We start from the raw sequence: 26,212 nt of genomic DNA, 5'->3' as shown, positions 1-26,212 counted from the left end.
ATAAAATATGTCAGACATACAATCTACAGCTAGAGGTAAAGTTCCATTTGGACAAAAGCTATCCTTTGGAGCAGGTCATTTAGTATTGAACCTATTACCAGGTTCTCTTGCAATATTTATGTTCTTCCTTCTAACTGCTTTTGGGATGGATCCCTTTTTGGCAGGATTATTAGGTGGTCTTCCACGTATCTTTGATGCGCTTACAGATCCAATAATGGGTTTTATCTCTGACAATACAGATTCTAGATGGGGACGAAGAAGACCTTACATATTTGTTGGAGCCATACTAAGTGGAATCTTATTTGCTATACTATGGCAATTAGATCCTGAAAGCTCACAAAATTATAACTTTTGGTATTTTCTAATTCTATCGATGATTTTCCTAATAGGGAATACGATGTTCGCCACACCATTGATTGGTTTAGGATATGAAATGACATCAGATTATAATGAACGAACACGTTTAATGGCGTTTTCACAAATGATGGGACAAATTGCTTGGATGATTGTGCCATGGTTTTGGGTAATTATTGCTTCGCCAGATATACTGCCTTTAGGAGCAGAAGAATTAAGAGGTATAGCAGAACTAGGCTTAACAGAGGAAGAAACAGCAAAAGCAACACTTCAAGCGTTACAAGCAAACGGAGTACGTAAACTATCTATCATTGTTGCAGCTATTTGTATTGTTTTAGGAGTATTACCAGCGTTTTTCTGCAAGGGAATAGATTCCTCTCACATGAAAAATAGAAAGAAAATTAGTTTCAAAACAATGTTTTCTAATCTAGCAGATCTTTGGGCTGGAATAAAAGAAGTTTCAAAAAGTAAGCCTTTCGTAAAGCTTTGTGGAGCAACGTTTTTAGTATTTAATGGTTTCCAATTAGTAGCATCATTTAGTTTCTTCATTATTGTATTTCACATGTATAATGGTAGCTATGAAGCGGCAGGGAATTGGCCAGCTTGGTTTTCTACAGTAACAGCAATAGTAACTGCGTTTGCAGTAATACCAATCATCTCATGGATGGCGAACAAATGGGGAAAACGAAAAGCATTTATATATTCAACAGTAATTTCAATCATCGGTTACATCCTTAAATGGTGGGCTTTTGATCCAGAAAATCCTTTCCTATTATTTATGCCAGTGCCATTTATTGCATTTGGATTAGGAGGATTATTTACACTAATGATGAGTATGACAGCCGATGTCTGTGATTTAGATGAATTAGAAAACGGAATGCCGCGTAAAGAAGGAACCTTTGGAGCAATCTATTGGTGGATGGTAAAATTAGGGCAAGCACTAGCATTAGTTTTAGGTGGACTAGTCTTGAAAATAGTTGGATTCAATCAAGACAATGTTACACAAACAGTTGAAACAATGACACAACTGCGAATTGCAGATATTATCATTCCGTCTGTAACTGCTGGAATAGCAATATGGATTATGTGGTCATATAGTTTAGATGAAAAAAGAGCTAGAGAAATAAAAGAAGAATTAGTAAAACGAAGAGGAGAAATATAAATTAATAAAGAATACCAATTAACAATGTCATATAGAGACGAAGATTATCATTTATACCAAGGTGTAAATTTTACAACACATTCAGGAATAGATTTTGAAAAATATTCCATTGAAGAATTAAAAAAACTTTGGCGAGCTTCGCTAAAAAAAGGAATGCACGGGATTTGTTTTAGCATGTACGAAGATGGACAAGAACCCGGCGATACCATAAGTGAAGAGCAAGTAGAAAGAAGAATAAAAATTTTAAAACCATATTCAAAATGGGTACGTTCTTTTTCTTGTATCGAAGGAAACGAGCACATTCCGCGAATAGCAAAAAAGCACGGAATGAAAACATTGGTAGGTGCTTGGTTAGGAGATAACAAAGAAGACAATGAGAAAGAAATAGAAGGCTTAATACAATTAGGAAAAGAAGGTCTTGTAGACATTGCAGCAGTTGGTAATGAAGTATTATATAGAAATGATTTAACTTTACAAGAATTACTTGACTATATTAAAAGAGTAAAAGAAGCGTTGCCAGATGTTGAAGTAGGGTATGTAGATGCGTACTATGAATTTTCAGTACATCCTGAACTTGTAGAAATTAGTGACGTAATCTTGAGCAATTGTTATCCATATTGGGAAGGTTGTCACATCGATGGATCATTAGCGCACATGCAGCAAATGTTTGGACAAGCATCACATGCAGCGCAAGGAAAAAAAGTAATCATTACCGAAACGGGTTGGCCTAGTGAAGGTGGAAGTCTAAGAGGAGCAGAATCTTCAGAGATAAACGCCATGAAATACTTTATCAATTCTCAAGTGTGGGCAGACAAAGACAACGTCGAAATTTTCTATTTCTCATCATTTGATGAATCATGGAAAACAGGAGATGAAGGAGATGTTGGCGCATATTGGGGACTTTGGGATAAACATGAAAAATTAAAATTTTAATCGATAACTAAACATGTCTTTACGTAAAGAAAAATTTTTTGCACTTGCAGCCTTAGATTTTGAAGGAGAATCCTTTGACGATCTAAAAAAGCTATGGCAAAAAACGCTTAAAGCAGGAATGCACGGATTGTGCTTTAGTCCTTATGAAGAAGGACAAGAGCCGGGTGCAACACTTTCTGAAGCGCAAGTAAGACGTCGTTTAGAAATCATTCAGCCGTATACCAATTGGGTACGTTCATTTTCATGTACAGAAGGAAATGAATTCATTCCTAAAATCGCCAAAGAACTGGGTATGAAAACCTTAGTTGGTGCTTGGTTAGGAAACGATCCAGAAATCAATGAAGCTGAAGTACAAGGTTTAATAGAACTTGCAGATCAAGGATATGTTGACATAGCTGCGGTAGGAAATGAAGTAATGTATCGAGGTGATTTAACCGAAGAAGAATTACTTAAGTTTATTTATGATACCAAAAAGCAACTCAAAGGAATTCCTGTAGGATATGTAGATGCGTATTATGAATTTACAGAACGTCCAGCAATTACGGAAGCTTGTGATGTAATCTTAGCAAACTGTTATCCTTTTTGGGAAGGTTGCGATCAAGATTACTCGTTGTTGTATATGAAGGACATGTACAACAGAGCAGCAAAAGCCGGAAAAGGTAAAAAAGTAATCATTACCGAAACGGGTTGGCCAAACAAAGGAACAAGCTTAGAAGGCGCGTTTCCATCAGACACAAATGCAATTAAATATTTTATAAACACTCAAAAATGGTCAAGAGAAGAAGACATTGAAATCTTCTATTTCTCATCTTTCGATGAATCATGGAAAGTAGGAAATGAAGGTGATGTTGGCGCTTATTGGGGACTTTGGGACAAACATGAACAATTCAAATTTTAAATAGAAACTATTATGAAGAAAATTACGTATTTATTTCTGTTGTTCGCATCTATAATGTATGCGCAACCAACTACAAATCCAGCAGCACCTACAAATGCTGCAGTGGATGTAATATCTATATATGGTGACACATATACATCTGTTACAACGAACCATGACCCTAACTGGGGACAATCAGGGCACACGCAAGTAAACGCAGCGTACGACCCAGGAACAGGACAATTCTTATTAGCATATCCAAACTTTAACTACCAGGGAACTGAGATTGCAACACAAGATGCTTCTCAAATGGAATTTTTGCATATTGATATCTGGACAGCAGCAAGTCCAGGAGCTACGGACATTCAAGTAAGTCCTATTAACAACGGATCTGGAGCAGGTGAAACATTAGTTTCAATTGCATACACATCAGGTACTTGGACAAGTGTAGACATTCCAAAGTCAGCTTTTACTGGAATGACTTGGGATAGTGTATTTCAAATGAAGTTCGCAGCGAATGGACCAGGAAGTACGGTACCTGTTGATATTTACTTAGATAATATCTACTTTTGGAAAAACCCAACTGCAGCAGGTTCTGATGCTAGTTTAGCTTCATTAGAAATTGACAGTACTCCATTAGCAACTTTTGCTTCAGGAATCACTAGTTATACTGTTGAATTAGCTCCGGGAACAACAGTAGTGCCGCAAATTACTGCAGCAACACCAACTGATCCTGCCGCTACAAGTGTAACTATAAACCAAGCTCCTGCAGTTCCAGGTGATGCAACAGTAGTTGTAGTTTCACAAAATGGATCTGTTACTGAAACATATACAGTTTCATTTATAACTGCTGGACCAACTTCGGCAGCACCAACACCACCAGCTAGAGCACCACAAAATGTTATTTCTTTATTTAGTAATGCATATACAAACACTACAATTGAAACTTGGAATGCTTCTTTTGACGATTCTGTTTCTGAAGATGTAGTTGCTTTTGGTGATGATATCAAAAAAATTACGTTTACAAACTTTATCGGGGTTGAGTTTACAAATAACAGAATTGATGCATCAACAATGTCACATTTTCACATGGATTTCTGGACAGATAACCCAGATTTAGTAGGGAAAGTATTCAACTCTAAATTCTCTCAATGGGGCGGAACATCTAGTGAAGTTTCTGCTATGGAATTAAACATTAACGGAGGAACAACACCACCTTTAGCAACTGGTACGTGGGTTTCTATTGATGTTGAAATAGCAACAAGCTTCTCAAACAACTTAACAAGAGATGATTTAGCTCAATTTTTAATTACATCTAACTTAGGTGTTGTATATGTAGATAATATTTATTTCCATAATAACATTTTAAGTACAGAAGAGTTTACTGCTTCAACGTTTAAAACGTATCCAAACCCAACAAAGGATTCTTGGAATGTAGTAGCTGATAATGTAATTATCAATGCTATACAAGTATATGATATTGCAGGAAGACAAGTAATGACATTAGCTCCAAATGCTTCTGAAGTTTCTATCGATGCTTCATCATTACAAAGAGGAGTGTACTTTGCTAAAATTCAATCTGATAAAGGGCAAAGCAGTATCAAATTAGTGAAAAACTAAATAACTGTAAAAATTCATTAAAAAAGTGTGTCTATAACCAGTATAGACGCACTTTTTTTATAAAAAAAACAATATATTTGATACTTTATATGTATAAACCCTAAATATTTTTAATTTAAACATCAAAGTATGAAAAAACTTTACTTTTTTATTGCAGTATTGACAAGTTTAATGATGACTGCTCAGAACGACATTACATTTAGTGTTGACATGAGTTCTTATGGAACTTCTTTTACAACCGTCTATGTAAGTGGAGAACTTAATGGATGGAGTGGAACTGCGAATCCTATGGTAGACATGGGTGGCGGAATTTGGTCAGCTACCATTAGCCTTGCTGATGGAGAATATCAATACAAATTTTCTCATGATGATTGGGCAGGACAAGATAACTTAATACAAGGAGAAGCATGTACCGTTACTGACGGTGGATTTACAAATAGATATTTGGCTGTCAATGGTGCAAATCAAACTTTAGACACACCTTCATTTAGCACATGTTATGATGATGGTAATGCTGGCCCATACAATACTACTTTTATAGTAGATATGTCAGGATATGCAGGAGCTTTTACAACTGTACACGTCAGTGGAGCTTTTAATGGATGGAGTGGAACAGCGAATCCTATGGTAGATATAGGGAGCGGAATGTGGTCAACAACAATATCAATGACAGAAAACTCACATGAATTTAAGTTCTCAGTTGATGATTGGGCTGATCAAGAAAATTTTATGCCAGACGCTGCAGGAACAATAACCAATGGTGGATTTACAAACAGATTTGTCAACGTCTTAGGAGATGAATCTAGAAGTTATGTTTGGGGAGCAGGAGGAAGTATTACTTTAAGTACAAATGAAGTAGTTTCAGCAGCTAACTTTATTGCATATCCAAACCCAACAAACGATGCTTGGAATGTTGCAACAAACAACACAACAATCACTTCGGTTCGTGTATATGACATTTCTGGAAAACAAGTACTGACATTAACACCAAACGCGTCTACAGTTTCTATTGATGGTGGAACGTTACAAAAAGGAATCTATTTTGCTAACATTCAATCAGATAAAGGACAAAGTAGTATCAAATTAGTAAAAAATTAAAATAGAATTGTTTACAGTAAAATAGTGTGTTTATAATGCATAAGCACACTTTTTTTACTTCACAATAACTATTCATACTAACAACATAAAAATCAATCAATGAAAAACGTAGTTTCTTTAAAGTCCCTTGCAAAAGAATTAAACATATCTGTGTCTACGGTTTCTAAATCATTGAATGATAGTGAAGAAATAAGTGCACAAACCAAAGAACGTGTCAAGAATCTGGCGAAATTAAGAGGTTATTCGCCAAATCCTATTGCTGTTCGTTTGCAAAAGCAAGAAACCATGCAAATTGGTGTAATTATACCAAACATTGAAAATCCGTTTTTTGCCTCTGTTTTAAAAGGAATTGATGAAATTGTTAGTACTTCAAAATACAATATCATTACATTTTTCAGCAATGAAAGCCTTGAAAAAGAAAAAGAATGTCTGGATCATTTTTCACGAGGAAATGTAGATGGAATTCTTATCTGTATAGCGGAAGAAACCAACAAAAAGAAAACATTTGATCATATCATTGACATCAAACAAAAAGGAATTCCTTTAGTCTTGTTTGATCGTATTCCGATGCAACCACTTGGTTTTGATGTGGTACATGTAAACGATTATGACAGTATAGTCAGTGCGTATGAATATCTTGAAGAAAAAAAGTGTAAAAACATTGCCTTTGTATCTTCCATACCTACATTAATAGTTGGACGCTTGCGCGAAGATGGATATCTATCAAAAGCAAAAAATCCAATAGTAATTGCTTATGAAGAATTAAGCGAATTACAATTAACACTTCAAGAATCCTTAAAAGAAGGTAAGATCGATGGACTAATTTCGGCAGATATCAATGCAACATTGCTTTGTAACAGTGCGATTCAAAAACAAGGGTTGACATACTCAAACGAAATATCGCTAATTGGTTATGTAAATGCAGCACAAAACGAACTTTCGTACCCAAAAATCACATCCATAGATCAACATCCAGAAGAAATTGGCAGGCAAACAGCCAAAGCATTATTACTTCGTTTAGAATCAAAACTTGAAAACGTTCCGGTAAATGATATTGTGCTGAATACAACCATTACAATTGGCGAAACCAGTGTTTAAAAGCCAAACCTCATGTTGATAGCATGTGAAGATCTTCACAATAAAATATATCTAGAAGCACTCAAAAGATAATGGGATTATTGTACTTTTGCCAAAAGTAGAATAATGAAACATACATTTCCCTTATTCTTACTACTATTGATGAGTCAATTTGTAGTAAGTCAAACAGTTGTGATCAATGAAATTGATTGTGATACTCCAGGAACAGATACTGGAGAATTCATTGAACTAAAATCTTCTGTACCAAACTTCACACTAGATGGCTATGTTTTGGTATTATTTAATGGTTCTAGCTCTGGAAATGATAGTAGTTATTTTGCATTAGACTTAGACGGACAAACGACAGATGTTAATGGATTACTATTAATAGGAAGTAGTACAGTTTCACCAATTCCACAACTAATCATTGGTGCAAACACCATACAAAATGGAGCTGATGCTGTAGCAATCTATCAAGCTGACGCATCTGATTTTCCGCAAGGAACACAAGCAACCACCACAGATTTAGTAGATGCTATCGTATATGACACAGGAGAAGCGGATGATGTTGGACTACTTGCCTTATTAGGCTTAACGACACAAATTAGTGAAGGTGGAAACAACAATACAAACTCAATTCAACGAAGTGAAACAGACGGAAGTTACTTTGTAGCAACGCCTACACCCAGACAACTCAACGATGGAAGTGGAATTATTCTGAATGGAATTGCAATAAATGTTGTAAACGATCAATATACAGAAGGTGAAACATTCAACATAGAATTCACTACGGAAACGCCAGTTTTATCAAACTTAGACTTAACATTTTCATTGGATAACGGAACGTTTGATATTGCTGACTATACAGGAGCAACAACGGCGACTATTCCAATGGGACAAACTTCAGTAACCGTACCAATTACATTGATTGATGATACTGCGGATGAAGGTGATGAAGAATTAATCATAAATCTAGTAGATAACTTTTCAATAGAATACATCATTCTAAACAATGATTTTTTAGTGCGTGCTGTTGATAATGATTTTACAGTAGCACCTTTTGGTACACCACTAAATCCAACATATGGAACGGTTGCAAGTACTGCACCAAACGGTTATTATAATACTATGGATGGCTTAACGGCTGGTCCTTTACAAGATGCTATGCAAGCCATTATTGCAGATTTTATGACTGTGCGAGCGCAAACGTACGCAGATGTAATTGACATACTGAAAGAAGCTGATCAAAACCCAGCAAACAGCAATCAGGTTTGGTTGGTATATACGGAGCAAGGTCGTGCAAAGCTAGATGTGCAAAGCGGTTCAAACAGTACAGGTGCTTGGAACAGAGAGCATACATTCCCACAATCATTAGCAGGGTATGGAAGCATAGAAGAAGATGGTATTGCTGATGGAAGAGATGTATTTTGGGTCACAAGACCCGATTCATTACGTCATGGATACTCAGACGCACATGCATTACGCGCGAGTGACGGACCAGAAAATAGTTCCAGAGGAAATCAACATTACGGACAATATGTTGGACCAACAGGAACAGCGGGAAGCTTTCGTGGCGATGTAGCTCGAAGTGTATTATTCTTAGCAGTTCGTTACAACGGATTATCTATTGAAAACGGTTTTCCTGCGGTACTAGGGCAATTAGGCGATTTAGCAACCATATTAGATTGGCACAGAAACGATCCGCCAGATGATTATGAAATGAATCGTAACAATGTAGTCTATACGTGGCAATTCAACAGAAATCCATTCATAGATCATCCAGAATTAGTAGAACATATTTGGGGAAATCTAACAGCTGTGGCGTGGACACAACCATTATCTACGGAAGAATTCACTGCAAACACAGTAAAAATCTATCCGAATCCGGCAAAAAATCACATTACCATTCTCGGAATTGAAGAAGATGCTACGCTAGAAATTTATGCGTTAGACGGAAGAAAACTATTGACGAGTCAATTCTCGGGAACGGTCACAATTCCACTAAACCTAACAAGCGGAATCTATCTTTCAAAAATAATATCTAACGGAAAAACACTCACAAAAAAGATAGTAATCAACTAGATTATCAGATTTTTAGATGCGCTTCGCTTTTTGATGATTAGATATAGCTAGCGCAAGTTTGTAACTTGTGCTGGTAAATTACTAAAACATATAATAAGATGCTGAATCAAGTTCAGCATGACGTTTCTAAGTCTAACAAAGTCCAAGTAAGTCCAACAATCTAAGAGCAAAGCAAGTCCAAGCAATTCCAAGAAGTCTAATTAAGTCCAAGAAGTCTAACTCCGCTTCGTCCCATACGCCAAATCACCAGCATCGCCCAAGCCAGGAATAATATATCCGCGACTGTTCAATTGGTCATCAACTGCGGCAATCCATAAATGTGTATTTGCTGGGAAATGTTCTTGTACATACTCAACTCCTTGTGTAGAACCTAACACAGAAACAATGTGAATATTTTTTGGTGTTCCTTGTTGTAGTAAAACATCATACACACTTTTCATGGTGCGTCCTGTTGCCAACATCGGATCAACCAATAACAATGTTTTTCCTTCCAACGAAGGTGTAGCCATATAATTTACAACAATTTCAAATTCGTCTTGATCATCAATATGATCGCGATATGCAGAAACAAAAGCATTCTCTGCAGTATCAAAATAATTCAAAACTCCTTGATGTAATGGCAAACCAGCACGAAGAATAGAACAAATCACCACATCTTTCACAGGTACGGTCATTTCTTTCGTTCCTAATGGCGTTTCTACGATTTCAATAGTATTTGCTAATATTTTGCTACATTCATAGCTTAAAATTTCTCCTACACGCTCAATATTTCGGCGAAAGCGCATTGAATCTTTTTGAATTGTAACATCGCGTAACTCAGCTATAAACTGATTCATTAAAGACGACTGTGTCGTAAAATCGTGAATAATCATAAAATATGGTTTGATGCTGCAAAATTACTAATTTTTCAATTGGGAACACATATTTGAATCGTGAAACGATAACTTTCAAATACTATTATAACCTGAACTCGATATAAAATTATATGCGACTGACTCTTTTTCCGCAGTGTAGCAATCATTTTACGTTAAGAATTTTCGAAGCCTTGGAGAAATCGAAGATTCATGAACTCCTATTTAATAAAATAGAAAAGTGTGAACTAAAATTTAGTAAAATGATTGCGATTTTAGCTTTCCGAAGAGAAAGCTAAAAACACCTCTGGAAATCGAAGATTCATGAATACATTAATTTAAAGTGTAAATGCATGAACTAAAAAGCGCACTTTCTTTTGTTGAAGCCTGTGCTGAACTTGATTCAGTATTCTTTGTGCGAGCAAAGTAAAAGAAAATATAAAAAATTTTATTTTGTAGAAGTTATATCTAACTCACATTAATGGATATTAATTATCAAATCACTTTTAGTATATTCGCCAAAAAATAAGCAATGTTAAAAGGAGTTTTATTTGATATGGATGGCGTAATAGTGGACACAGAACCATTACACCATAAAGCCTATCACCTAATGTTTGATGATGTAGAAATTGAGGTTACACCTGAGTTATATCAATCATTTACAGGACAATCTACTTTAAATATTTGCAAACGTTTGTGTGATCATTTTGGTGTAACAGAAACGCCAGAAACCTTGGTTCAGCTCAAGCGAAAACACTTTAAACACATATTTGCAAACGATCCTAGTTTGCAATTGATAGATGGCGTATTGGACATCATCAAAGAATATCACGAAAGAGAATTAAAATTAGTTTTGGCTTCTTCGGCATCCATGATGACGATTAACAATATTTTTGATCGATTCGACTTAAATCAATACTTCATTGAAAAATTTAGCGGAGCCGATTTACAACAATCCAAACCGCATCCGGAAATCTTTGAAAAAGCAGCATTCTCAACAGGTTACGAACGTTCTCAGTGTATGGTGATTGAAGATTCTACCAACGGAATCAAAGCGGCAAATGCAGCCAAAATTTTCTGTGTTGGATATGATAGTGTACATTCTAAAAATCAAGATTATTCCATAGCGAATCATGTCATTTCAGATTTCTCAGAAATTCAGCATGATAAAATGCAAGCGATATTTAAGGGAAAATAGGAGTGAAGTTACTAAAAATAATATTTATCTATGAATTACGGTGTTCCCGTAAATAGGTCATATATTATTTATCTATATTTCGTAATAATCAAACATTTATATTATGAAAAAAAGAAATCTTACATCATTAGAATTAAAGAAAACAATTGTTTCAAATTTGAAAATACATGAAGTAAAAGGAGGTAACACATCACCTACTTTATGTGCATTTACAAATTGTTGTGGAATTGATCATCATTAAACAATCATATCAAAGCGGGTTTTGCCCGCTTTTTTATTTCACTTAATTAAAAAAACATACCTACCTATTACTTTTTAATCTTAGAAATAGTCGTTCCTAGTATTTTTGAAGGTTTTTTAAGATCTGAAACAGCGAGTTCAATAGCAGATTTCAGTAAATTCTCTACATTTACATTTCTATAATCAGCAATTTTTGAAACTGGTATGTGACGAATCAACTTTCCTGTTCCTTGCAACAACTCTTTCGGATCGTGTAAAAGTGTTCCTTTATTAAAGCCAAAATTCAGATGTTTTGTATATATCGGAATCATGCAAAACGCATCTGAAAGTTTCTCAGAAATCGAGAAAACAGCTGTCAACGCATGTGTATGATACACAAGTTCGTTTGCATCAGGATACAATTCCAACACATAATTCCTCAAATCGATAAACAAATCAATACAATCTTGATCTTTCAAGTATAGAAACGTTTCAAAATCGGGATGAAGTATTCTTGTTGGTTGCATAAAATCAAAGGGTTTTGCCTAAAGATATAAAATCTCACAGCATGGACGATTCATAAAATTGATATAATTAACCAGACTTCAATTTTTACCAAAATTTTACAAACCTAAAATTTGTTCACAGTTCAAATTCACTTAGCTTTGCACAGCTATAAAAAAGAACCGTCATCGAAGATATCATTATAACAATGTTGTGGAGTATTTCACCTTTCGGAGAAGCCAAAGTTGGTATTCCGATTGGACTGAATTCGGACGCAAATCCGTACGTCATTTTTGTGGCTGCATTTGTAGCAAATGTATTGGTATTTCCTGTCATGATTTTCTTTTTAGATCACGTCAATCGATACTTACTTCGCTGGCGATTTTACAAAAAAGGCGCGTTATTCGTTGCCCGAAAAGCAAAACGTGGCGCCAAAGATAAAATTCAGAAATATGGTTTTTGGGGATTAATGTTTTTCGTCATGATTCCAATTCCAGGAACGGGCGTATATGCAGGAACCATTGCAACGTACCTCTTTAACATTGAGCGTAAAAAGGCATTTGCAGCCAACGTAATTGGCATCTTTTTCTCGTCAGTAATTGTTTGGGTAACCTTCTATTTCGGCTTTAGTTTCTTCGATTAATTATATATACTTATCTTTTTGTCATTCCTGCGAAGGCAGGAATCTATTGAATGCGTCATTCCTATTTGTCACATCGAGCATTATTGAGATTAAAATATATTTTGATTGAAAATACATAGCGAAGCTATCGAGATTCAGGCAGAAATCTATTCAATACGTCAAACTGAACTTGATTCAGTTTCCCATAACCTAGCGAGCAACCTGAAAGAATTTTGTATCAAGATCCACTTTGAAATTAAAAAGCATCTCGACTGCGCTCGATGTGACATTATACGGTAAACAAAACTTTTGAATTTAAAATTTAGCATTCAACATTTATAATTTTTTTATCACTGCTTAAACCGCTTCCGTAAAGCCAATACAAAAAACGCTAAAAACGTACCACCAAGCACCAATTCTATATTTCGAAGAATTAACCAATAACCTTCAAAAGGATTCTTAGTATCAATTTCCATATATGGTAATGCACCTTTAACTCCTCTTTGTAATGCTTTTAAAATATCATAATCAATAAAATAATAAATTCCAGAAAACATCAAAATTAAACAAAGAATACTAAGAATAGGTTTCTTAAAATCTTGTGTATAACCGCCAAAAACATCATAAAACTTATAAATAAACCATTGATAATACTTTTTCTCTAAAAATAAGCGACGTTTCCGCATTTCCATTTCACTGATGTATGCTTTTCCTGATAACTCCCAGTTTTTAGTGGTTTCAAAGTTTTTTTTAAGTTGACGATATAAAACTTCTAAGCTTTAAAGTTTATCTTTTTCTTCTTTACCAATATCTTTTTCATCTTGTAAAACTATTCGATAATTTTCTCCCCATTCACATTCTCTGAACTTTACATCAGTTAAATCAGACTCTAAAAATGTAGTATTTGTAAAGTCTATTCTCCTAAAAAGTATGGATTTTGAGAAAATCGTATTTTTGAAACTTAAATTTAATGGATTGCCTTTTAAATCTAAGAAATAGATTTTCTTAGCTTCTAAAAAAATTGAATTATCAAAACTAGCAGTGTCTGAAAAAAGTGTTCTGTAGAAATTAGTGTCTCCTTTAAATTCTGCATCAGAAAAACTCACTTTTTTTTCAAATTCAGTGTCTATAAAGAGTGTTAGCTGTGAAAAATCAGCTCCTTCAAAATTAACAGATTCATTGAATTTACATCCATTAAAGTATGCATCTTTCTTAAAAATAGCATTTTCAAAAACCACTTCTGATTGAAATTCAGTATTAATAAAGTTTGCTAGATTATGAAAATTAGTTTGATAAAAGTTAGCATTACCTTTAATTATTCTTGGCATAAATACATTCTTATAAAAAACTGCATTTGTAAACTTTACATTTCCACTAAATTTACACTTTAGGGAAGTATAAAATTCACCATGAAATTGAACATTTTTAAAGTCTATATCTTTAGCAAATTCAATATTATAAAAATTTAAATCATCTAAAAATTTTGCACTTTTTAAGCTTATTTCAAATGGAATAACTTTATGTGATAAATCCATCCAGAAGTTTTTATGTCTAGCGTCTCTTAAAAAAACATAGGTAGAAATTGAAAAAGCATTTATAAGCTTTGGGAAAATAAACTCTGAAAAATTATAAAATTGATGTTTATCACCTTCTGGAAAAACATACTTGCCTATCAAAAACCAAAATTGTTCAACTTTTTCAATATCCCATTTTTTTCGATCATCAACTTCTCTATACCAATCTGTTTTATCTTTTCGAAAATAATCTTTAACTAATTTATCATAATCATCATCTGAAAGTTCTGTAATTTTTGGATCAAGTAGTTTTTTTACCCAATCATAAGTTTCTTTTGTAATCATAGAGAATAAATATAGTTAATTTCTTACTATAAAATACGTGTACTTTTGTAAGTGATTGTTACAGTTATAAAGATTTTAGTATTGAGAAGTGAGTATTGAGGAAATGGTTTTTAGTTTTTATTGGTTGAAATTGTCATTCCTGCGAAGGCAGGAATCTATACAGTCAGTGATTGGATTCCGCAACAGGTGCGGAATGAAATAATAAAACAAACAAAACTTTTACATTTAAAATTTCACATTCAACATTTATAATTTAGAAGAATGTTTCCGAAACTCAGTAGGCGTAACGCCTTTAATCTCTTTAAACTTTCGATTGAAGTTTGAAATATTAAAAAAGCCACAATTGTAGGCAACATCTGCAATAGATACCTGTTGTTGATTGCTTAAAAATTTACACGCATTTTCAATTCTGACTTCAGTCAAAAACTTAAAAAAAGTTTTATTCGTTCGTTGTTTAAAATACTTGCAAAATGCATTCGGCGTCATATTGGCAATTGTTGCAATTTCTTCCAACACAATCTTCTGATCAAAATGATTCATCACAAACTCAAACACTGCACTCATGCGCTTTCCTTCGTCGTCGGTGTAGTTTTTTGTATTAATGAAAGATGAAACAGTTTCATACTTAGATTCCGTGACAATAGCGAGCATTTCAAAAAAAGTAGCAAAGCGTTTGATGGTTTTCTGAAGTAAAATCGCTTCAAACAATGGTTTCAAAATAGCTTGATTTTCTTTGAATTTAATTCCAAAACTTGCATCATTCAGTAATCGATTTGCCTCTTGAAGCTTTGGTAAATCGAAGAACTGTTCGCCAAAACTATCATGCGTAAAAAACACGGTAATCATATAGGATTCTTGCTCGGTTGAAAGATCACTTTTCAAAACATGCGGAATAGTACTACCAAACAATAACACATCATCGGATTGAAAATCACGAATGGTATCACCGACAATAAACGTTCCTTTTCCAGCAACAATATACGAAAGCTGAATCTCTTCATGTTGGTGTAACTTTTCATAAAAAGTCCGCCCACGATCTTCCTGCACAATCAAAATTGCATCTTCAGACTTTGGTATCTTAAACGGTAAAACTTTCATGATATATTTATTTACTCAGTATCGAATTTTAATTAATCAAAGCTTAATGGATATTATTATGCAATAGCTTATCTTTTTTCTGAAGTATAGAAAAGGTTTTGCGTTAAGAATTTTTGAAGCCTTGGAAAAAATTTAGTAAAACATTTTCGGTTTTAGTTTTCCGAAGAGAAAACTAAAAATACCTGCCAGAAAAATGCCCTTTCTTTTGTTTCGTTTTCTTTGGGCAAACAAAGAAAATGAAAATAAAAATATAAAAAGGGTATAATTAACTTGAATCATTATTAATAAAGAACTAAAAATTATTATGCTAAAATTAATCCAAAAATAATAAAAAGTAAATAATAATGATAAAATAGTATCAGTATTGGATAATATCTACAATTTCTAAGATTTGAATACAATGTATTTTTACCACATCAAAAAAACAATCAGATGACAATCAATTGGAAAGGCGTTATGCCAGCAGTCACAACTAAATTTACAGATGAAGATACATTAGATTTAGAGATGTTTACTGTAAACATAAAAGCACAAGTAGAAGCGGGCGTACACGGAATTATTCTCGGTGGAACCTTAGGTGAAGCAAGTACGTTAACAAATGACGAAAAGCGAATCTTAATTCGTGAAACGGTAAAAATCGTCAACGGAAAAGTTCCTGTAATTATAAATGTTGCCGAGCAATCTACAGCTGCAGCAAAACTAGCCGCAAAACATGCCAAAGAAGATGGTGCAAGTGGTTTGATGATGTTGCCACCAATGCGTTACAAAGCAGATAGCAGAGAAACGGTAACGTATTTTAAATCAGTTGCAAACAGTACCGATTTGCCAATCATGATCTACAACAATCCTGTAGATTACGGAATTGAAGTAACTTTAGATATGTTTGAGGAATTACTAAACGAATGTCCAAACATTCAAGCAGTGAAAGAATCAACACGTGATATTTCAAACATTACGCGTATCAAAAATCGTTTTGGCGATCGATTAGCAATTCTTTGTGGTGTTGATACACTTGCGCTAGAAAGTATATTGATGGGCGCAGATGGTTGGGTTGCAGGTTTGGTGTGTGCATTTCCTGCGGAAACTGTGGCAATTTATGCCTTAGCGAAATCAGGAAGAACACAAGAAGCAATCGAAATTTACCGATGGTTTTTACCAATATTAGAATTAGACATCAATACAAAGTTGGTTCAAAACATAAAACTAGCCGAAGTTGCAACAGGAATCGGAACAGAAAACGTGCGCGAACCACGATTGCCATTAATTGGAACAGAACGTGAAGATGTGTTAGCAATCATCGAAAATGGTATGAAAACACGACCAAACTTACCAGATTACAAACAGTATTTGGGTTAGTATTGAGATATGTTTTGAAACGTTATTACGAAGGAAGTATGACTGAAGTAATCTGCTTATCAACAAACAGATTGCCACGAGTTTTTCAAAAACTCTCGCAAAGACGTAATGAACAGTATTGAGATATTAGATATTAGAAAAAAAATAGATAATCTAAAAAAAAAGTAAAGAGTTGAAAAATTAATTCCAAGATTTAACCTTTTATGCAGCGTAGTGAATTAAATCCGTTAAAAATTCCTGAAGCCTTGGAAGGAATTTAGGATTTGAGTCACGCTTTTATTACTTTTCTAAAAAAAGGAATAAAAACGCCTCATAAAAGTGCCATTTCTTTTGGTTCATTTTCTTTGGGCAAGCAAAGAAATCGAAGATTCATGAATTCCGCTTTATTAGAATAGAGTTTATGAGTAAAAGAACAATAAATAATAAAATATTATGATCACAGGAAAAAACTATATTGGAAACACACTTTCCGCCAACGGAAATATTACCTATAAAACCTTCAATCCACAAGCAAATGCTGAAAACGAAACTGTGTATACGGAAGCAACTTCGGAAGAAATTCTAACAGCTGTACACTTAGCTTCAGAAGCATTCAAAACATATTCTAAAATTTCTGGAACCAAAAAAGCAACATTTCTAAATGCAATTGCAGACGAAATTTTAGCGTTAGATGACGAATTAGTCAAAACCTATATGTCTGAAACTGGTTTGCCAGAAGGAAGAGCTAAAGGCGAACGCGGACGAACGATTGGACAATTGCGAACGTTTGCAACGTTACTAGAAGAAGGTTCGTGGGTAGAAGCACGAATAGATACCGCACAACCAGATCGCACACCATTTCCAAGAGTAGATGTCCGAAAAATGTTAGTTCCTATTGGACCAGTGGTGGTTTTTGGTGCGAGTAACTTTCCATTAGCGTATTCAACAGCGGGCGGCGATACAGCTTCCGCATTGGCTTCTGGTTGTCCAGTTATTGTAAAATCGCATCCAATGCACGCAGGAACAGGTGAATTGGTTGCTTCGGCAATCGCGAAAGCAGCACAAAAAACAGGTATGCCAAACGGCGTATTTTCAAACTTAAATAGTAGTGGAATTGAAGTCGGGCAGCAACTCGTAGCGCATCCAAATGTAAAAGCGGTTGGTTTCACTGGAAGCATTCGTGGTGGACGTGCATTACTCGATTTGGCTGCAAAACGAAAAGAACCAATTCCTGTATTTGCAGAAATGGGAAGTATAAATCCGGTTGTTTTATTGCCAAAAGCGTTGGATGAAAAAGGAGCATCTTGGGCGAAAACTTATGCAGGTTCTATCACGTTGGGAACTGGACAGTTTTGTACAAATCCAGGATTAATTTTAGGAATTAAAAGTGATTCACTCACAAAATTTATAGAAACGTTGTCGGAAGAAATTGTAACGATTTCACCGCAATGTATGTTGCATCCGAATATTCATCAAGCGTTTAAAAAGAATAAGACGAACGCACAATCACAAGAAAATGTACAAACTGTTGCAAGTGTTGATACTGCTGTCGCTGAAAACTACGCACAACAAGCTGTTGCTACCGTTGATGGAAAAACATTCTTAGAAAATTCAAACTTGCATGAAGAAGTATTTGGACCATTTTCGTTGGTGGTACAATGTGAAAACGCGTCAGAATTAGAAAAAGTGATCGCGAATTTAGAAGGACAATTAACAGGAACAATTATTTCTGAACATGATGAAGCTGCACAACATGAAGGAATTGTAAATGCATTAACTGAACGTGTGGGAAGAATTATTTTTAACGGCGTTCCAACTGGAGTTGAAGTTGTGCCAGCAATGCAACACGGCGGACCGTATCCTGCGTCGACAGATAGCAGATTTACGGCGGTTGGTAGAGACGCTATCAAACGTTGGGTGCGTCCATTTAGTTACCAAGATTGGCCAAATGACTTGTTGCCAAACGAATTGAAGAATGAAAATCCTCTACATATTACGCGATTGATAAACGATCAAGAAACAAAGGAAGCACTATAAAGAGTTATTTAGTTAATGAAAAATTATTTTTGCTAAATGCTAAATGCTAAATGCTAAATGCTAAATGCTAAATGCTAAATGCTAAATGCTAAATGCTAAATGCTAAAAAAAGCTTGCTATGAGAAAGACATTTTTTTGTATTGATGCACATACTTGCGGAAACCCTGTGAGAGTTGTCACTGGTGGCGGACCCAATTTGGAAGGTTCGAGCATGAGCGAAAAACGGCAGCATTTTCTACAAGAATATGATTGGATTCGCAAAGGTTTAATGTTTGAACCACGCGGTCACGATATGATGAGCGGCAGTATTTTGTTTCCGCCAAGCAATCCAGAAAATGATCTTGGAATTTTGTTTATTGAAACTTCGGGTTGCTTGCCAATGTGCGGACACGGAACGATTGGTACCATTACGATTGCGATTGAAGAAGGTTTGATTACACCAAAAACAGCAGGGAAAATCAAGATGGAAACGCCCGCTGGCTTGGTCGAAATTGAATATCAACAAACAGATAAAAAAGTAGATTGGGTTCGCTTGACGAATGTAAAAAGTTATCTCGCTGCGGAGAATTTAACTGTAGATTGTCCCGAATTAGGTACACTTACGTTTGATGTCGCTTACGGCGGAAATTACTATGCAATTGTGGATCCGCAAGCAAATTTTTCAGGCATTCACGATTTTACTGCGAGTAAAATTATACAATATTCACAAGTCATTCGCGAACGTATTAATGCGAAATATCCAAATCTATTTATTCATCCAGAAGATAAAACCATTCGCGATGTTTCACATTTATTGTGGACGGGAAATCCGTTAGATGCAACTTCTTCGGGAAGAAATGCCGTTTTTTATGGCGATAAAGCCATTGATAGAAGTCCTTGTGGAACCGGAACTTCCGCGCGATTGGCACAATTGTATGCAAAAGGAAAGTTAAAACTAGGCGAGGAGTACATTCACGAAAGTTATATTGGATCAAAATTTATTGGTCGTGTTGAAGAAGAAACCACCTTAGACGGAAAACTTGCGATTATTCCAAGCATTCAAGGTTGGGCAAAAATATACGGTTATAATACGATTATTATTGATGAGGAAGATGATCCGTATGCGCATGGTTTTCAGGTAATTTAATTTTTTTTGAATTAAATTATCCTGAATTTATTTCAGGATCTGTTGGTAGGGATAGATTTTAGTATTGAGAAGTGAGTATTTAGTATTGAGATTTTTTAGCCGTCAGTTCGAGTGCCAAATCTGTGATTTGGTGTATCGAGAACTGTTTGAAACGATAAGGCTTCTCGATACAATTTTCTATCGAGAATCACTCGAAGAGACGAATTAAGTTAGTATTGAAAATAAGTTATAATTGTATGATGAGATGCTGAATCAAGTTCAGCATGATGAAAATTATAAAATGAATTATGAAAGTCTAAGAAGTCTAAAAGCAAAGAAATTCATGAGATTCCTGCCTACGCGGGAACGAGTCTAAAAATCTAAGAGATTCCTGCCTACTCAGGAATGACAAAATAAGTAATATAACATTGAAAAAAGAAGTAGTTATTATCGGTGGTGGAATTATTGGGCTTTGTTGCGCGTATTATTTGCAGCAAGATGGTCACCAAGTCACGATTGTGGATAAAAGCGATATTTCTAGAGGTGCATCTTTTGTGAATGCTGGATATATTACACCAAGTCATTTTATTCCCTTAGCTGCGCCAGGAATGATTACGAAAGGTTTGAAATGGATGCTGAATTCTTCGAGTCCTTTTTATGTAAAACCACGATTAGACGCTGACTTCCTGAAATGGTCTTGGTTGTTTAAAAAATCTGCGACAGCGAAACACGTAGAACAATCAATTCCTGTGATTAAAGATATCAATTTATTAGGTCGTGAATTGTATGCCGAATTGAAAAAATCCAACGATTTTGATTTTCATTTTGAACGAAAAGGCTTGCTGATGTGTTATCAAACAGAAAAAGCAGGCGAAGAAGAATGGAACATTGGCGAACGCGCTATCCAAGAAGGTTTGAACGTTCAACATTTAACAAAAGAAGAAGTTAAAAAGTTTGAACCAAACGTAGATTTTAATATTAAAGGCGCTGTTTTTTACGATTCGGATGCGCACATGACGCCAAACGATTTTATGAAGCAAATGATTGCTTTTTTGAAGACAAAAGGTGTTCTGTTTTATACAAATGAAGCCATTACCAATCTGGCAGTTTCTAATGATAAAATTGTATCTGTACAAACTTCGAAACGCACACTGAAAGCAGACGAATTCGTGCTTTCGGCAGGTACATGGAGTTCCGTTTTGGCAAAAAAACTACAAATCAATATTCCGCTTCAAGCGGGAAAAGGATATAGCATTAATGTTACAGAAGACACCGGGATTTCAATGCCAGCCATTTTGGTGGAAGCGAAAGTTGCGGTGACACCAATGCGAGGATTTACGCGTTTTGCAGGAACGATGGAAATTGGCGGCATTAATCACGATATGAATCCGAAACGAGTGAAAGCTGTTGCAAATACTGCCGAAGGTTTTTATAACGGTTTACAGATTCCGAAAAGCGCTATTGATGCTGCTACATGCGGATTGCGTCCGTGTTCGCCAGATGGTTTGCCATATATTGGAAAGACAGAGAACTACAAGAATCTTACCATTGCCACTGGTCATGCCATGATGGGTTGGAGTTTGGGTCCAGCTACCGGAAAGTTGGTGAGTGAGTTGATTTCTGAGCGAAAAACTTCGATGAGATTGGATGGTTTTGAGGTTGGTAGATTTTCTTTTTGAAATTATAAATATATACTTAACTATTTTAGCTTGCTTTTTGTTAATTTATAATAATTTGATTAGTTTTAAAAATTATCATAAATGAAACCTTTCAAAATTATAGACAATGACAGAAGATGCTACTGGATGTAAAACGATGTCCCAAGATGACTTTCTTAAAATTATAGAAAATAATCCTATTTTGAAAGAAAAACTAGAACAAATAGGAATTGATCAAGATTTGGAAGGACTCAATATTACATTAAACTACTCTGATTTATTAACAAAGGATGAAAAAAAATCTCTCAAAAAGCAGTTTAAAAAATTTGGTTTTAATCCAAAAAAAGATGCTGATCATTGGTATATCAAATTTGGTAGTCGAAATGGTGATTTTTTTGTTTGTTTATCAGATGTGGTTTGTGATAATTGTTACAAAGGTCTTCTAGATTATAGAAAATAAAAAATTAAGCAAAACCAAGCGTACTAGTTTTAATTTTATAAAGCAATATAAAAATTTCAATCATCTTTTGTTGTACCAAATTTAGGATTTAGTGTATCGAAAACAGGCTTCTATTGATTATCAATCTACAATCCATTCTTCAATTAAATCCATTTTAGAAAGTGGAACAAAAAATACATCTCTAACACCATTATCAGTATCTCTAACAAGTGAATCTAACAATTTTAAGCCTTTTTCGGTGTGCGCGTAAAATTTATATGCATGCGCGAGCATGATCATTTCTAGTTCTTTTTCAATCTTATTAAATAACAATTCACATATAATTATGGGTTGATGTTGTTTAATAACTTCATGTGCTCCTTTTAAAATGTATGCTTCAGCGCCTTCAGTATCTAGTTTTATTAAATTCAAAGCATTGATATTATTATCTGAAAAATAGGCATCAAGTGTCGTGGCTTTAACTTTTGTTTTTTGAGATAATTTATAGGTTTTTGTACCAATATTATGCTCTCCAGATAAGTTATAGATGGAAGGATATTTTTTATTTCGAATTTCGTAAAAGTCAATTTCTCCTGAAGCATCCATTAAAGCGGATGATTCCACAAATATTCTGTTAGATAAGTTGTTTAATTTCACATTTTCGGACAAATAAAAATTGGCTCCTCTTGAGGGCTCAAATGCATACGTTATTAATTCGGGATTTACTTTACTGCCCAAAATAGAATAATACCCAATATTAGATCCTATGTCAATAAACAGCTTCATTTTTTTGATCAACCCAATAAATATTGGAGAATATTCAAAATTTAGCGCACCTTCCCAGAAAATTTCTCTAGATATATAACTCGTTTGATTCGTTTTTAAGATAAAAGAACCATGATTTTTATCTATGGAAACCTTCATTTTTCCTGAAGGATGAATTTTAATTTTTGAAGGTAAAAGTGGCGCTAAGAAATAATTAATATTTCTAATGATTCTATTAATTGTTGATTGATATATGATACGATAGAGTAAATTCATAGGTATATAATGTATGCGGCAAATGTAATTAATTAAGTTTTGAACGTAAAAATATGCTATGTATTAAAAACACTAAATTTATTCCATAGACTTCATAAAACAAAAAAGGAAATCCACTTCTGTAGAAAAAATAAAAAGATTATTATTGCATACTAGCAATAAAAACAATTCTTATTCTTAACATGGTATTCATAAAAAAAATATTGAGGAAATATGCGTTCACGGCAAGACTATTAGAGACCTATTTTTTTTCTAAAAAATATCTAATACCAAAAGGATGGTTTTTAAGTAGATTTTTATTGTCGCCTGTTGATGAAAAAAATGTTCCATTGCCTTGGTTTACATATGCATCTATTCATTTTATTACTCAAAAACTGAATACATCATTTACTGTTTTTGAATTTGGAAGTGGAAATTCAACACTTTGGTTTGCTTCAAAAGTAAAAAGCGTTTTTTCTGTGGAACACGATGCAGATTTCTATGCGCACAAACGCAATGAACTAAAATCATTTGAGAATATTCAGTGTGAATTAATTCCTTTAGGAGAAGGATATAGCGATAAAATACTAGATTTTGATAATGCCTTTGATATTATTGTAATTGACGGCAGAGAACGTGTTAATTGTGCAAAAAACTCCATCAAAGCCTTAAAAAAGGATGGAATTATTATCTGGGATAATTCAGATAGAGATGAATATGCAGAAGGGTATGATCACTTTGTGAAGAATGGTTTCAAGAAAATCGATTTTAAAGGACTTGGACCTATAAATCACAGTGAGTGGCAAACATCTATATTTTACAGAACAGCTAATTGTTTTGATATTTAGATCATAAAATTACTTCCCAATACAAAAATTAGCAAAGATATTTCCTAGTAGATCGTCACTGGTGATTTCTCCTGTGATTTCCCCGAAATGATATAATGCTTGGCGAATGTCAATTGCCATTAAATCTCCTGATAAACCAGATTCTAATCCGAAATGTACTTTGTCAATTTCTTCCAATGCTTTTAGCAGTGCATCGTAATGACGTGTGTTGGTAATAATGGTTTCATTGTTACGCAATGCGCCTGTGTTTACGAAAGAAACGAGTTTTGTTTTTAATTCGTTTACACCTAAATTTTCTTTGGCAGAAAGCAAGTGAATGTTTTCAATTTCAGCTTGTAATTCCTCAATTTGAGTGGTTTGAAGCGTGTCAATTTTATTAGCAACTATAACTAATGGTTTTAAAGGATATTTGTTTTGAATTTTCCCGATTTCAGTTTTTAATAAGGCTAAACTATCGGCTGTTAATTGCGAACTATCTATTAGATATACCACAACTTGTGCTTGTTCAATTTTCTCGAATGTTTTCTGAATTCCGATACTTTCAATTTCATCTTTCGTTTCTCGGATTCCAGCCGTATCAATGAATCGGAACGAAATTCCTTCAATAATTAATTCATCTTCAATCGTATCACGCGTTGTTCCAGCAATGGAAGAAACAATAGCGCGTTCTTCATTTAGCAACGCATTTAGTAAGGTAGATTTGCCCACATTTGGTTCGCCAACAATTGCAACAGGAATTCCGTTTTTGATCACGTTTCCAACCGCAAAAGAATCAATTAAGCGTTTTAAGACAAATTGAATGCGTTTGACTAAGGTTTTAAATTGTGAACGATCGGCAAATTCGACATCTTCTTCTGCAAAATCGAGTTCTAATTCTATTAACGACGCAAAGTTTAGTAATTCTTCACGCAAGTTTTTTATTTCATTGCTAAATCCGCCACGCATTTGCTGCATTGCCAATTGGTGTGAAGCTTCCGAATCACTCGCAATTAAATCTGCGACTGCTTCCGCTTGAGATAAATCGAGTTTTCCATTGAGGAATGAACGCAGGGTAAATTCTCCCGCATTCGCGTTTCTACAGCCACTTCTCAATAGTAATTGAATGATTTGTTGTTGAATGTACACAGAGCCGTGACATGAAATCTCAATCGTGTTTTCGCCAGTGTAGGAGTGAGGTCCTTTAAACAAAGACACTAAAACCTCATCCAAATAGCGATCTCCATCAATAATATGCCCTAAATGAATGGTGTGCGACTTTAGTTTAGTCAATTTTTTGTTACGAATTGACTTAAAAAGTGGTTCACATATTGTAATTGCCTCTTTTCCTGAAACTCGGATTACTGAGATTGCTCCGGCTCCAGAAGGCGTTGCTAATGCTACAATGGTATCATTTGGAATCATACTGAAATGAATTTGTGCAAAAATAGGAATAATGTTTTTAGTTTGAAGCATAAAAAAACACCATCTCATCGTAGATGACGTTTACGTAATTAGTTCCTAAGATAATCTAGATTACTTAAAAATGAGTAAAAGAAAAGTGAACCGAAGTTCGCTTGTTCCATAAAGTTTAAAATGGACAATAATTAGTACCATTTGGAACTGAGATACACCTATCTTAAATAGAAAATTCCTGCTAATAGTTTTGATTTTGCACAAGATTATAATAGCTTTATATATAACTAAATGTCTAGAAATAACAAGAATTCCTGTTTTGCATAGGCAGGAAGAAACTAGAATATTAATTCAATAAGGCGATGATAAAATCAATAATGCTATTGTTAACTCTTTTACTTTTAGGGTGTAATGATTCAAATAAAAAAGAAAATAGTTCCTTCTCAAATACGGAAGAAAAAAGTATCAATTGTGTTAAGCAGATATTTGAAAAAGACAGCATTTTTGGTAATATCAGAAATCATGCTTCTGAAAATATTTCATTAAGTGAAACAATTAACAATTACTCAAAGAATTTAAAATCATTGGATTTTTCTCATTGTCCAAAAGAGTTTGAATCGGCATATCAAAAACATATTGATGCTTGGCTAGATTTTAGAAAAGTATCGGATAAATATCCATTACTTCGAGGTGAGCTCCATGATATATTTGCGATCATCGAAAAAAGTGAAGATTCCACAGAATTCAAATCAAGATTGAATCAAATTTTGGAAACATGGAAGATAGTTAAAGAACGTTCAAATCGATAAATGGCAGTTACCAAT

The 26,212-nt window shown here is 34.3% G+C and carries 23 protein-coding genes; 16 read left to right on the top strand and 7 right to left on the bottom strand.

What is annotated here, in order from left to right; genetic code table 11:
* The first annotated feature begins 7 nt into the window (after nucleotides 1-7).
* The 7 genes from H2O64_RS24090 (at nucleotide 8) to H2O64_RS17095 (ending at nucleotide 9,203) form a co-directional block, all read left to right on the top strand.
* Nucleotides 8-1,516, top strand: a complete 1,509-nt coding sequence (locus tag H2O64_RS24090; protein ID WP_187563438.1) for an MFS transporter — start codon at nucleotides 8-10, stop codon at nucleotides 1,514-1,516.
* Nucleotides 1,517-1,540: 24 nt separating this feature from the next.
* Complete coding sequence (locus H2O64_RS24085) at nucleotides 1,541-2,449, top strand: glycoside hydrolase family 17 protein (RefSeq protein WP_187563437.1); 909 nt, start codon at nucleotides 1,541-1,543, stop codon at nucleotides 2,447-2,449.
* A gap of 13 nt (nucleotides 2,450-2,462) precedes the next feature.
* On the top strand, nucleotides 2,463-3,347 hold the full coding sequence (locus tag H2O64_RS17115; protein WP_187563436.1) for a glycoside hydrolase family 17 protein: 885 nt from the start codon (nucleotides 2,463-2,465) through the stop codon (nucleotides 3,345-3,347).
* Nucleotides 3,348-3,359: 12 nt separating this feature from the next.
* The gene (locus H2O64_RS17110) at nucleotides 3,360-4,946 is read left to right on the top strand and encodes a T9SS type A sorting domain-containing protein (protein WP_187563435.1); all 1,587 of its coding nucleotides are present in this window, start codon (nucleotides 3,360-3,362) and stop codon (nucleotides 4,944-4,946) included.
* Between the two features lie 129 nt (nucleotides 4,947-5,075).
* Nucleotides 5,076-6,044: a T9SS type A sorting domain-containing protein gene (locus tag H2O64_RS17105; protein WP_187563434.1), complete on the top strand. Its 969-nt coding sequence runs from the start codon at nucleotides 5,076-5,078 to the stop codon at nucleotides 6,042-6,044.
* A 99-nt stretch (nucleotides 6,045-6,143) separates the two neighbouring features.
* Nucleotides 6,144-7,142 (top strand): LacI family DNA-binding transcriptional regulator, encoded by a 999-nt coding sequence (locus H2O64_RS17100; RefSeq protein ID WP_187563433.1) that lies wholly within the window; start codon nucleotides 6,144-6,146, stop codon nucleotides 7,140-7,142.
* A gap of 105 nt (nucleotides 7,143-7,247) precedes the next feature.
* The gene (locus tag H2O64_RS17095) at nucleotides 7,248-9,203 is read left to right on the top strand and encodes an endonuclease (RefSeq protein ID WP_187563432.1); all 1,956 of its coding nucleotides are present in this window, start codon (nucleotides 7,248-7,250) and stop codon (nucleotides 9,201-9,203) included.
* Nucleotides 9,204-9,418: 215 nt separating this feature from the next.
* Here the strand turns inward: H2O64_RS17095 and upp are convergent, their stop codons facing one another.
* Nucleotides 9,419-10,075, bottom strand: coding sequence for a uracil phosphoribosyltransferase (gene upp / locus H2O64_RS17090; protein ID WP_187563431.1), 657 nt, complete (start codon nucleotides 10,073-10,075; stop codon nucleotides 9,419-9,421).
* Between the two features lie 511 nt (nucleotides 10,076-10,586).
* Between upp and H2O64_RS17085 the strand changes: the two genes are divergently transcribed.
* Nucleotides 10,587-11,252, top strand: coding sequence for an HAD family hydrolase (locus tag H2O64_RS17085; protein ID WP_187563430.1), 666 nt, complete (start codon nucleotides 10,587-10,589; stop codon nucleotides 11,250-11,252).
* Nucleotides 11,253-11,560: 308 nt separating this feature from the next.
* Here the strand turns inward: H2O64_RS17085 and H2O64_RS17080 are convergent, their stop codons facing one another.
* Nucleotides 11,561-11,998 (bottom strand): DUF1801 domain-containing protein, encoded by a 438-nt coding sequence (locus H2O64_RS17080; protein WP_187563429.1) that lies wholly within the window; start codon nucleotides 11,996-11,998, stop codon nucleotides 11,561-11,563.
* A gap of 185 nt (nucleotides 11,999-12,183) precedes the next feature.
* Here H2O64_RS17080 and H2O64_RS17075 point away from each other — a divergent pair, with 185 nt between their 5' ends.
* Nucleotides 12,184-12,618 (top strand): COG2426 family protein, encoded by a 435-nt coding sequence (locus H2O64_RS17075; RefSeq protein WP_187563428.1) that lies wholly within the window; start codon nucleotides 12,184-12,186, stop codon nucleotides 12,616-12,618.
* Between the two features lie 329 nt (nucleotides 12,619-12,947).
* Here the strand turns inward: H2O64_RS17075 and H2O64_RS17070 are convergent, their stop codons facing one another.
* The 3 genes from H2O64_RS17070 to H2O64_RS17060 all read right to left on the bottom strand — a co-directional run bounded on the left by H2O64_RS17070 (nucleotide 12,948) and on the right by H2O64_RS17060 (nucleotide 15,554).
* Nucleotides 12,948-13,289 (bottom strand): hypothetical protein, encoded by a 342-nt coding sequence (locus H2O64_RS17070; RefSeq protein ID WP_187563427.1) that lies wholly within the window; start codon nucleotides 13,287-13,289, stop codon nucleotides 12,948-12,950.
* Between the two features lie 87 nt (nucleotides 13,290-13,376).
* Nucleotides 13,377-14,456 carry a pentapeptide repeat-containing protein gene (locus H2O64_RS17065; RefSeq protein ID WP_187563426.1) on the bottom strand — a complete coding sequence of 360 codons (1,080 nt, stop codon included), beginning with the start codon at nucleotides 14,454-14,456 and terminating at the stop codon, nucleotides 13,377-13,379.
* A gap of 246 nt (nucleotides 14,457-14,702) precedes the next feature.
* On the bottom strand, nucleotides 14,703-15,554 hold the full coding sequence (locus tag H2O64_RS17060) for an AraC family transcriptional regulator (RefSeq protein ID WP_187563425.1): 852 nt from the start codon (nucleotides 15,552-15,554) through the stop codon (nucleotides 14,703-14,705).
* 432 nt (nucleotides 15,555-15,986) lie between these two features.
* Between H2O64_RS17060 and H2O64_RS17055 the strand changes: the two genes are divergently transcribed.
* The 5 genes from H2O64_RS17055 (at nucleotide 15,987) to H2O64_RS17035 (ending at nucleotide 22,149) form a co-directional block, all read left to right on the top strand.
* Nucleotides 15,987-16,910, top strand: coding sequence for a dihydrodipicolinate synthase family protein (locus H2O64_RS17055; protein WP_187563424.1), 924 nt, complete (start codon nucleotides 15,987-15,989; stop codon nucleotides 16,908-16,910).
* A gap of 432 nt (nucleotides 16,911-17,342) precedes the next feature.
* On the top strand, nucleotides 17,343-18,926 hold the full coding sequence (locus H2O64_RS17050) for an aldehyde dehydrogenase (NADP(+)) (protein ID WP_187563423.1): 1,584 nt from the start codon (nucleotides 17,343-17,345) through the stop codon (nucleotides 18,924-18,926).
* Between the two features lie 118 nt (nucleotides 18,927-19,044).
* Entirely contained in the window at nucleotides 19,045-20,052 is a 1,008-nt protein-coding gene (locus H2O64_RS17045) for a 4-hydroxyproline epimerase (protein ID WP_187563422.1), read from the top strand.
* Nucleotides 20,053-20,459: 407 nt separating this feature from the next.
* Nucleotides 20,460-21,710, top strand: a complete 1,251-nt coding sequence (locus tag H2O64_RS17040; RefSeq protein ID WP_187563421.1) for an NAD(P)/FAD-dependent oxidoreductase — start codon at nucleotides 20,460-20,462, stop codon at nucleotides 21,708-21,710.
* Between the two features lie 106 nt (nucleotides 21,711-21,816).
* Nucleotides 21,817-22,149, top strand: a complete 333-nt coding sequence (locus tag H2O64_RS17035; RefSeq protein WP_187563420.1) for a hypothetical protein — start codon at nucleotides 21,817-21,819, stop codon at nucleotides 22,147-22,149.
* A 120-nt stretch (nucleotides 22,150-22,269) separates the two neighbouring features.
* Here H2O64_RS17035 and H2O64_RS17030 read toward each other — a convergent pair whose 3' ends face one another.
* Nucleotides 22,270-23,169, bottom strand: a complete 900-nt coding sequence (locus H2O64_RS17030) for an FkbM family methyltransferase (RefSeq protein ID WP_187563419.1) — start codon at nucleotides 23,167-23,169, stop codon at nucleotides 22,270-22,272.
* Between the two features lie 182 nt (nucleotides 23,170-23,351).
* Between H2O64_RS17030 and H2O64_RS17025 the strand changes: the two genes are divergently transcribed.
* Complete coding sequence (locus tag H2O64_RS17025; RefSeq protein ID WP_187563418.1) at nucleotides 23,352-23,996, top strand: O-methyltransferase; 645 nt, start codon at nucleotides 23,352-23,354, stop codon at nucleotides 23,994-23,996.
* A 9-nt stretch (nucleotides 23,997-24,005) separates the two neighbouring features.
* Here H2O64_RS17025 and mnmE read toward each other — a convergent pair whose 3' ends face one another.
* Nucleotides 24,006-25,397 carry a tRNA uridine-5-carboxymethylaminomethyl(34) synthesis GTPase MnmE gene (gene mnmE, locus H2O64_RS17020; RefSeq protein WP_187563539.1) on the bottom strand — a complete coding sequence of 464 codons (1,392 nt, stop codon included), beginning with the start codon at nucleotides 25,395-25,397 and terminating at the stop codon, nucleotides 24,006-24,008.
* Nucleotides 25,398-25,750: 353 nt separating this feature from the next.
* Here mnmE and H2O64_RS17015 point away from each other — a divergent pair, with 353 nt between their 5' ends.
* Nucleotides 25,751-26,197 carry a hypothetical protein gene (locus tag H2O64_RS17015; RefSeq protein ID WP_187563417.1) on the top strand — a complete coding sequence of 149 codons (447 nt, stop codon included), beginning with the start codon at nucleotides 25,751-25,753 and terminating at the stop codon, nucleotides 26,195-26,197.
* Nucleotides 26,198-26,212: the final 15 nt, after the last annotated feature.

This window comes from Kordia aestuariivivens, from assembly GCF_014397005.1.
Classification (GTDB): Bacteria; Bacteroidota; Bacteroidia; order Flavobacteriales; family Flavobacteriaceae; genus Kordia; species Kordia aestuariivivens.
The sequence above is the reverse complement of the archived record's forward strand: the minus strand, read 5'-3'. Positions and strand labels throughout refer to the sequence as shown.

What these genes read in the sequence shown, in the direction of transcription:
- H2O64_RS17065 (WP_187563426.1), bottom strand. Translation starts at nt 14,456, where the DNA reads ATGATTACAAAAGAAACTTATGATTGGGTAAAAAAACTACTTGATCCA.
- H2O64_RS17060 (WP_187563425.1), bottom strand. Translation starts at nt 15,554, where the DNA reads ATGAAAGTTTTACCGTTTAAGATACCAAAGTCTGAAGATGCAATTTTG.
- H2O64_RS17045 (WP_187563422.1), top strand. Translation starts at nt 19,045, where the DNA reads ATGAGAAAGACATTTTTTTGTATTGATGCACATACTTGCGGAAACCCT.
- H2O64_RS17055 (WP_187563424.1), top strand. Translation starts at nt 15,987, where the DNA reads ATGACAATCAATTGGAAAGGCGTTATGCCAGCAGTCACAACTAAATTT.
- H2O64_RS17105 (WP_187563434.1), top strand. Translation starts at nt 5,076, where the DNA reads ATGAAAAAACTTTACTTTTTTATTGCAGTATTGACAAGTTTAATGATG.
- upp (WP_187563431.1), bottom strand. Translation starts at nt 10,075, where the DNA reads ATGATTATTCACGATTTTACGACACAGTCGTCTTTAATGAATCAGTTT.
- H2O64_RS17110 (WP_187563435.1), top strand. Translation starts at nt 3,360, where the DNA reads ATGAAGAAAATTACGTATTTATTTCTGTTGTTCGCATCTATAATGTAT.
- H2O64_RS24085 (WP_187563437.1), top strand. Translation starts at nt 1,541, where the DNA reads ATGTCATATAGAGACGAAGATTATCATTTATACCAAGGTGTAAATTTT.
- H2O64_RS17030 (WP_187563419.1), bottom strand. Translation starts at nt 23,169, where the DNA reads ATGAATTTACTCTATCGTATCATATATCAATCAACAATTAATAGAATC.
- H2O64_RS17085 (WP_187563430.1), top strand. Translation starts at nt 10,587, where the DNA reads ATGTTAAAAGGAGTTTTATTTGATATGGATGGCGTAATAGTGGACACA.
- H2O64_RS17080 (WP_187563429.1), bottom strand. Translation starts at nt 11,998, where the DNA reads ATGCAACCAACAAGAATACTTCATCCCGATTTTGAAACGTTTCTATAC.
- mnmE (WP_187563539.1), bottom strand. Translation starts at nt 25,397, where the DNA reads ATGATTCCAAATGATACCATTGTAGCATTAGCAACGCCTTCTGGAGCC.
- H2O64_RS17015 (WP_187563417.1), top strand. Translation starts at nt 25,751, where the DNA reads ATGATAAAATCAATAATGCTATTGTTAACTCTTTTACTTTTAGGGTGT.
- H2O64_RS17025 (WP_187563418.1), top strand. Translation starts at nt 23,352, where the DNA reads ATGGTATTCATAAAAAAAATATTGAGGAAATATGCGTTCACGGCAAGA.
- H2O64_RS17050 (WP_187563423.1), top strand. Translation starts at nt 17,343, where the DNA reads ATGATCACAGGAAAAAACTATATTGGAAACACACTTTCCGCCAACGGA.
- H2O64_RS17095 (WP_187563432.1), top strand. Translation starts at nt 7,248, where the DNA reads ATGAAACATACATTTCCCTTATTCTTACTACTATTGATGAGTCAATTT.
- H2O64_RS17035 (WP_187563420.1), top strand. Translation starts at nt 21,817, where the DNA reads ATGACAGAAGATGCTACTGGATGTAAAACGATGTCCCAAGATGACTTT.
- H2O64_RS17115 (WP_187563436.1), top strand. Translation starts at nt 2,463, where the DNA reads ATGTCTTTACGTAAAGAAAAATTTTTTGCACTTGCAGCCTTAGATTTT.
- H2O64_RS17100 (WP_187563433.1), top strand. Translation starts at nt 6,144, where the DNA reads ATGAAAAACGTAGTTTCTTTAAAGTCCCTTGCAAAAGAATTAAACATA.
- H2O64_RS24090 (WP_187563438.1), top strand. Translation starts at nt 8, where the DNA reads ATGTCAGACATACAATCTACAGCTAGAGGTAAAGTTCCATTTGGACAA.
- H2O64_RS17070 (WP_187563427.1), bottom strand. Translation starts at nt 13,289, where the DNA reads ATGGAAATGCGGAAACGTCGCTTATTTTTAGAGAAAAAGTATTATCAA.
- H2O64_RS17075 (WP_187563428.1), top strand. Translation starts at nt 12,184, where the DNA reads ATGTTGTGGAGTATTTCACCTTTCGGAGAAGCCAAAGTTGGTATTCCG.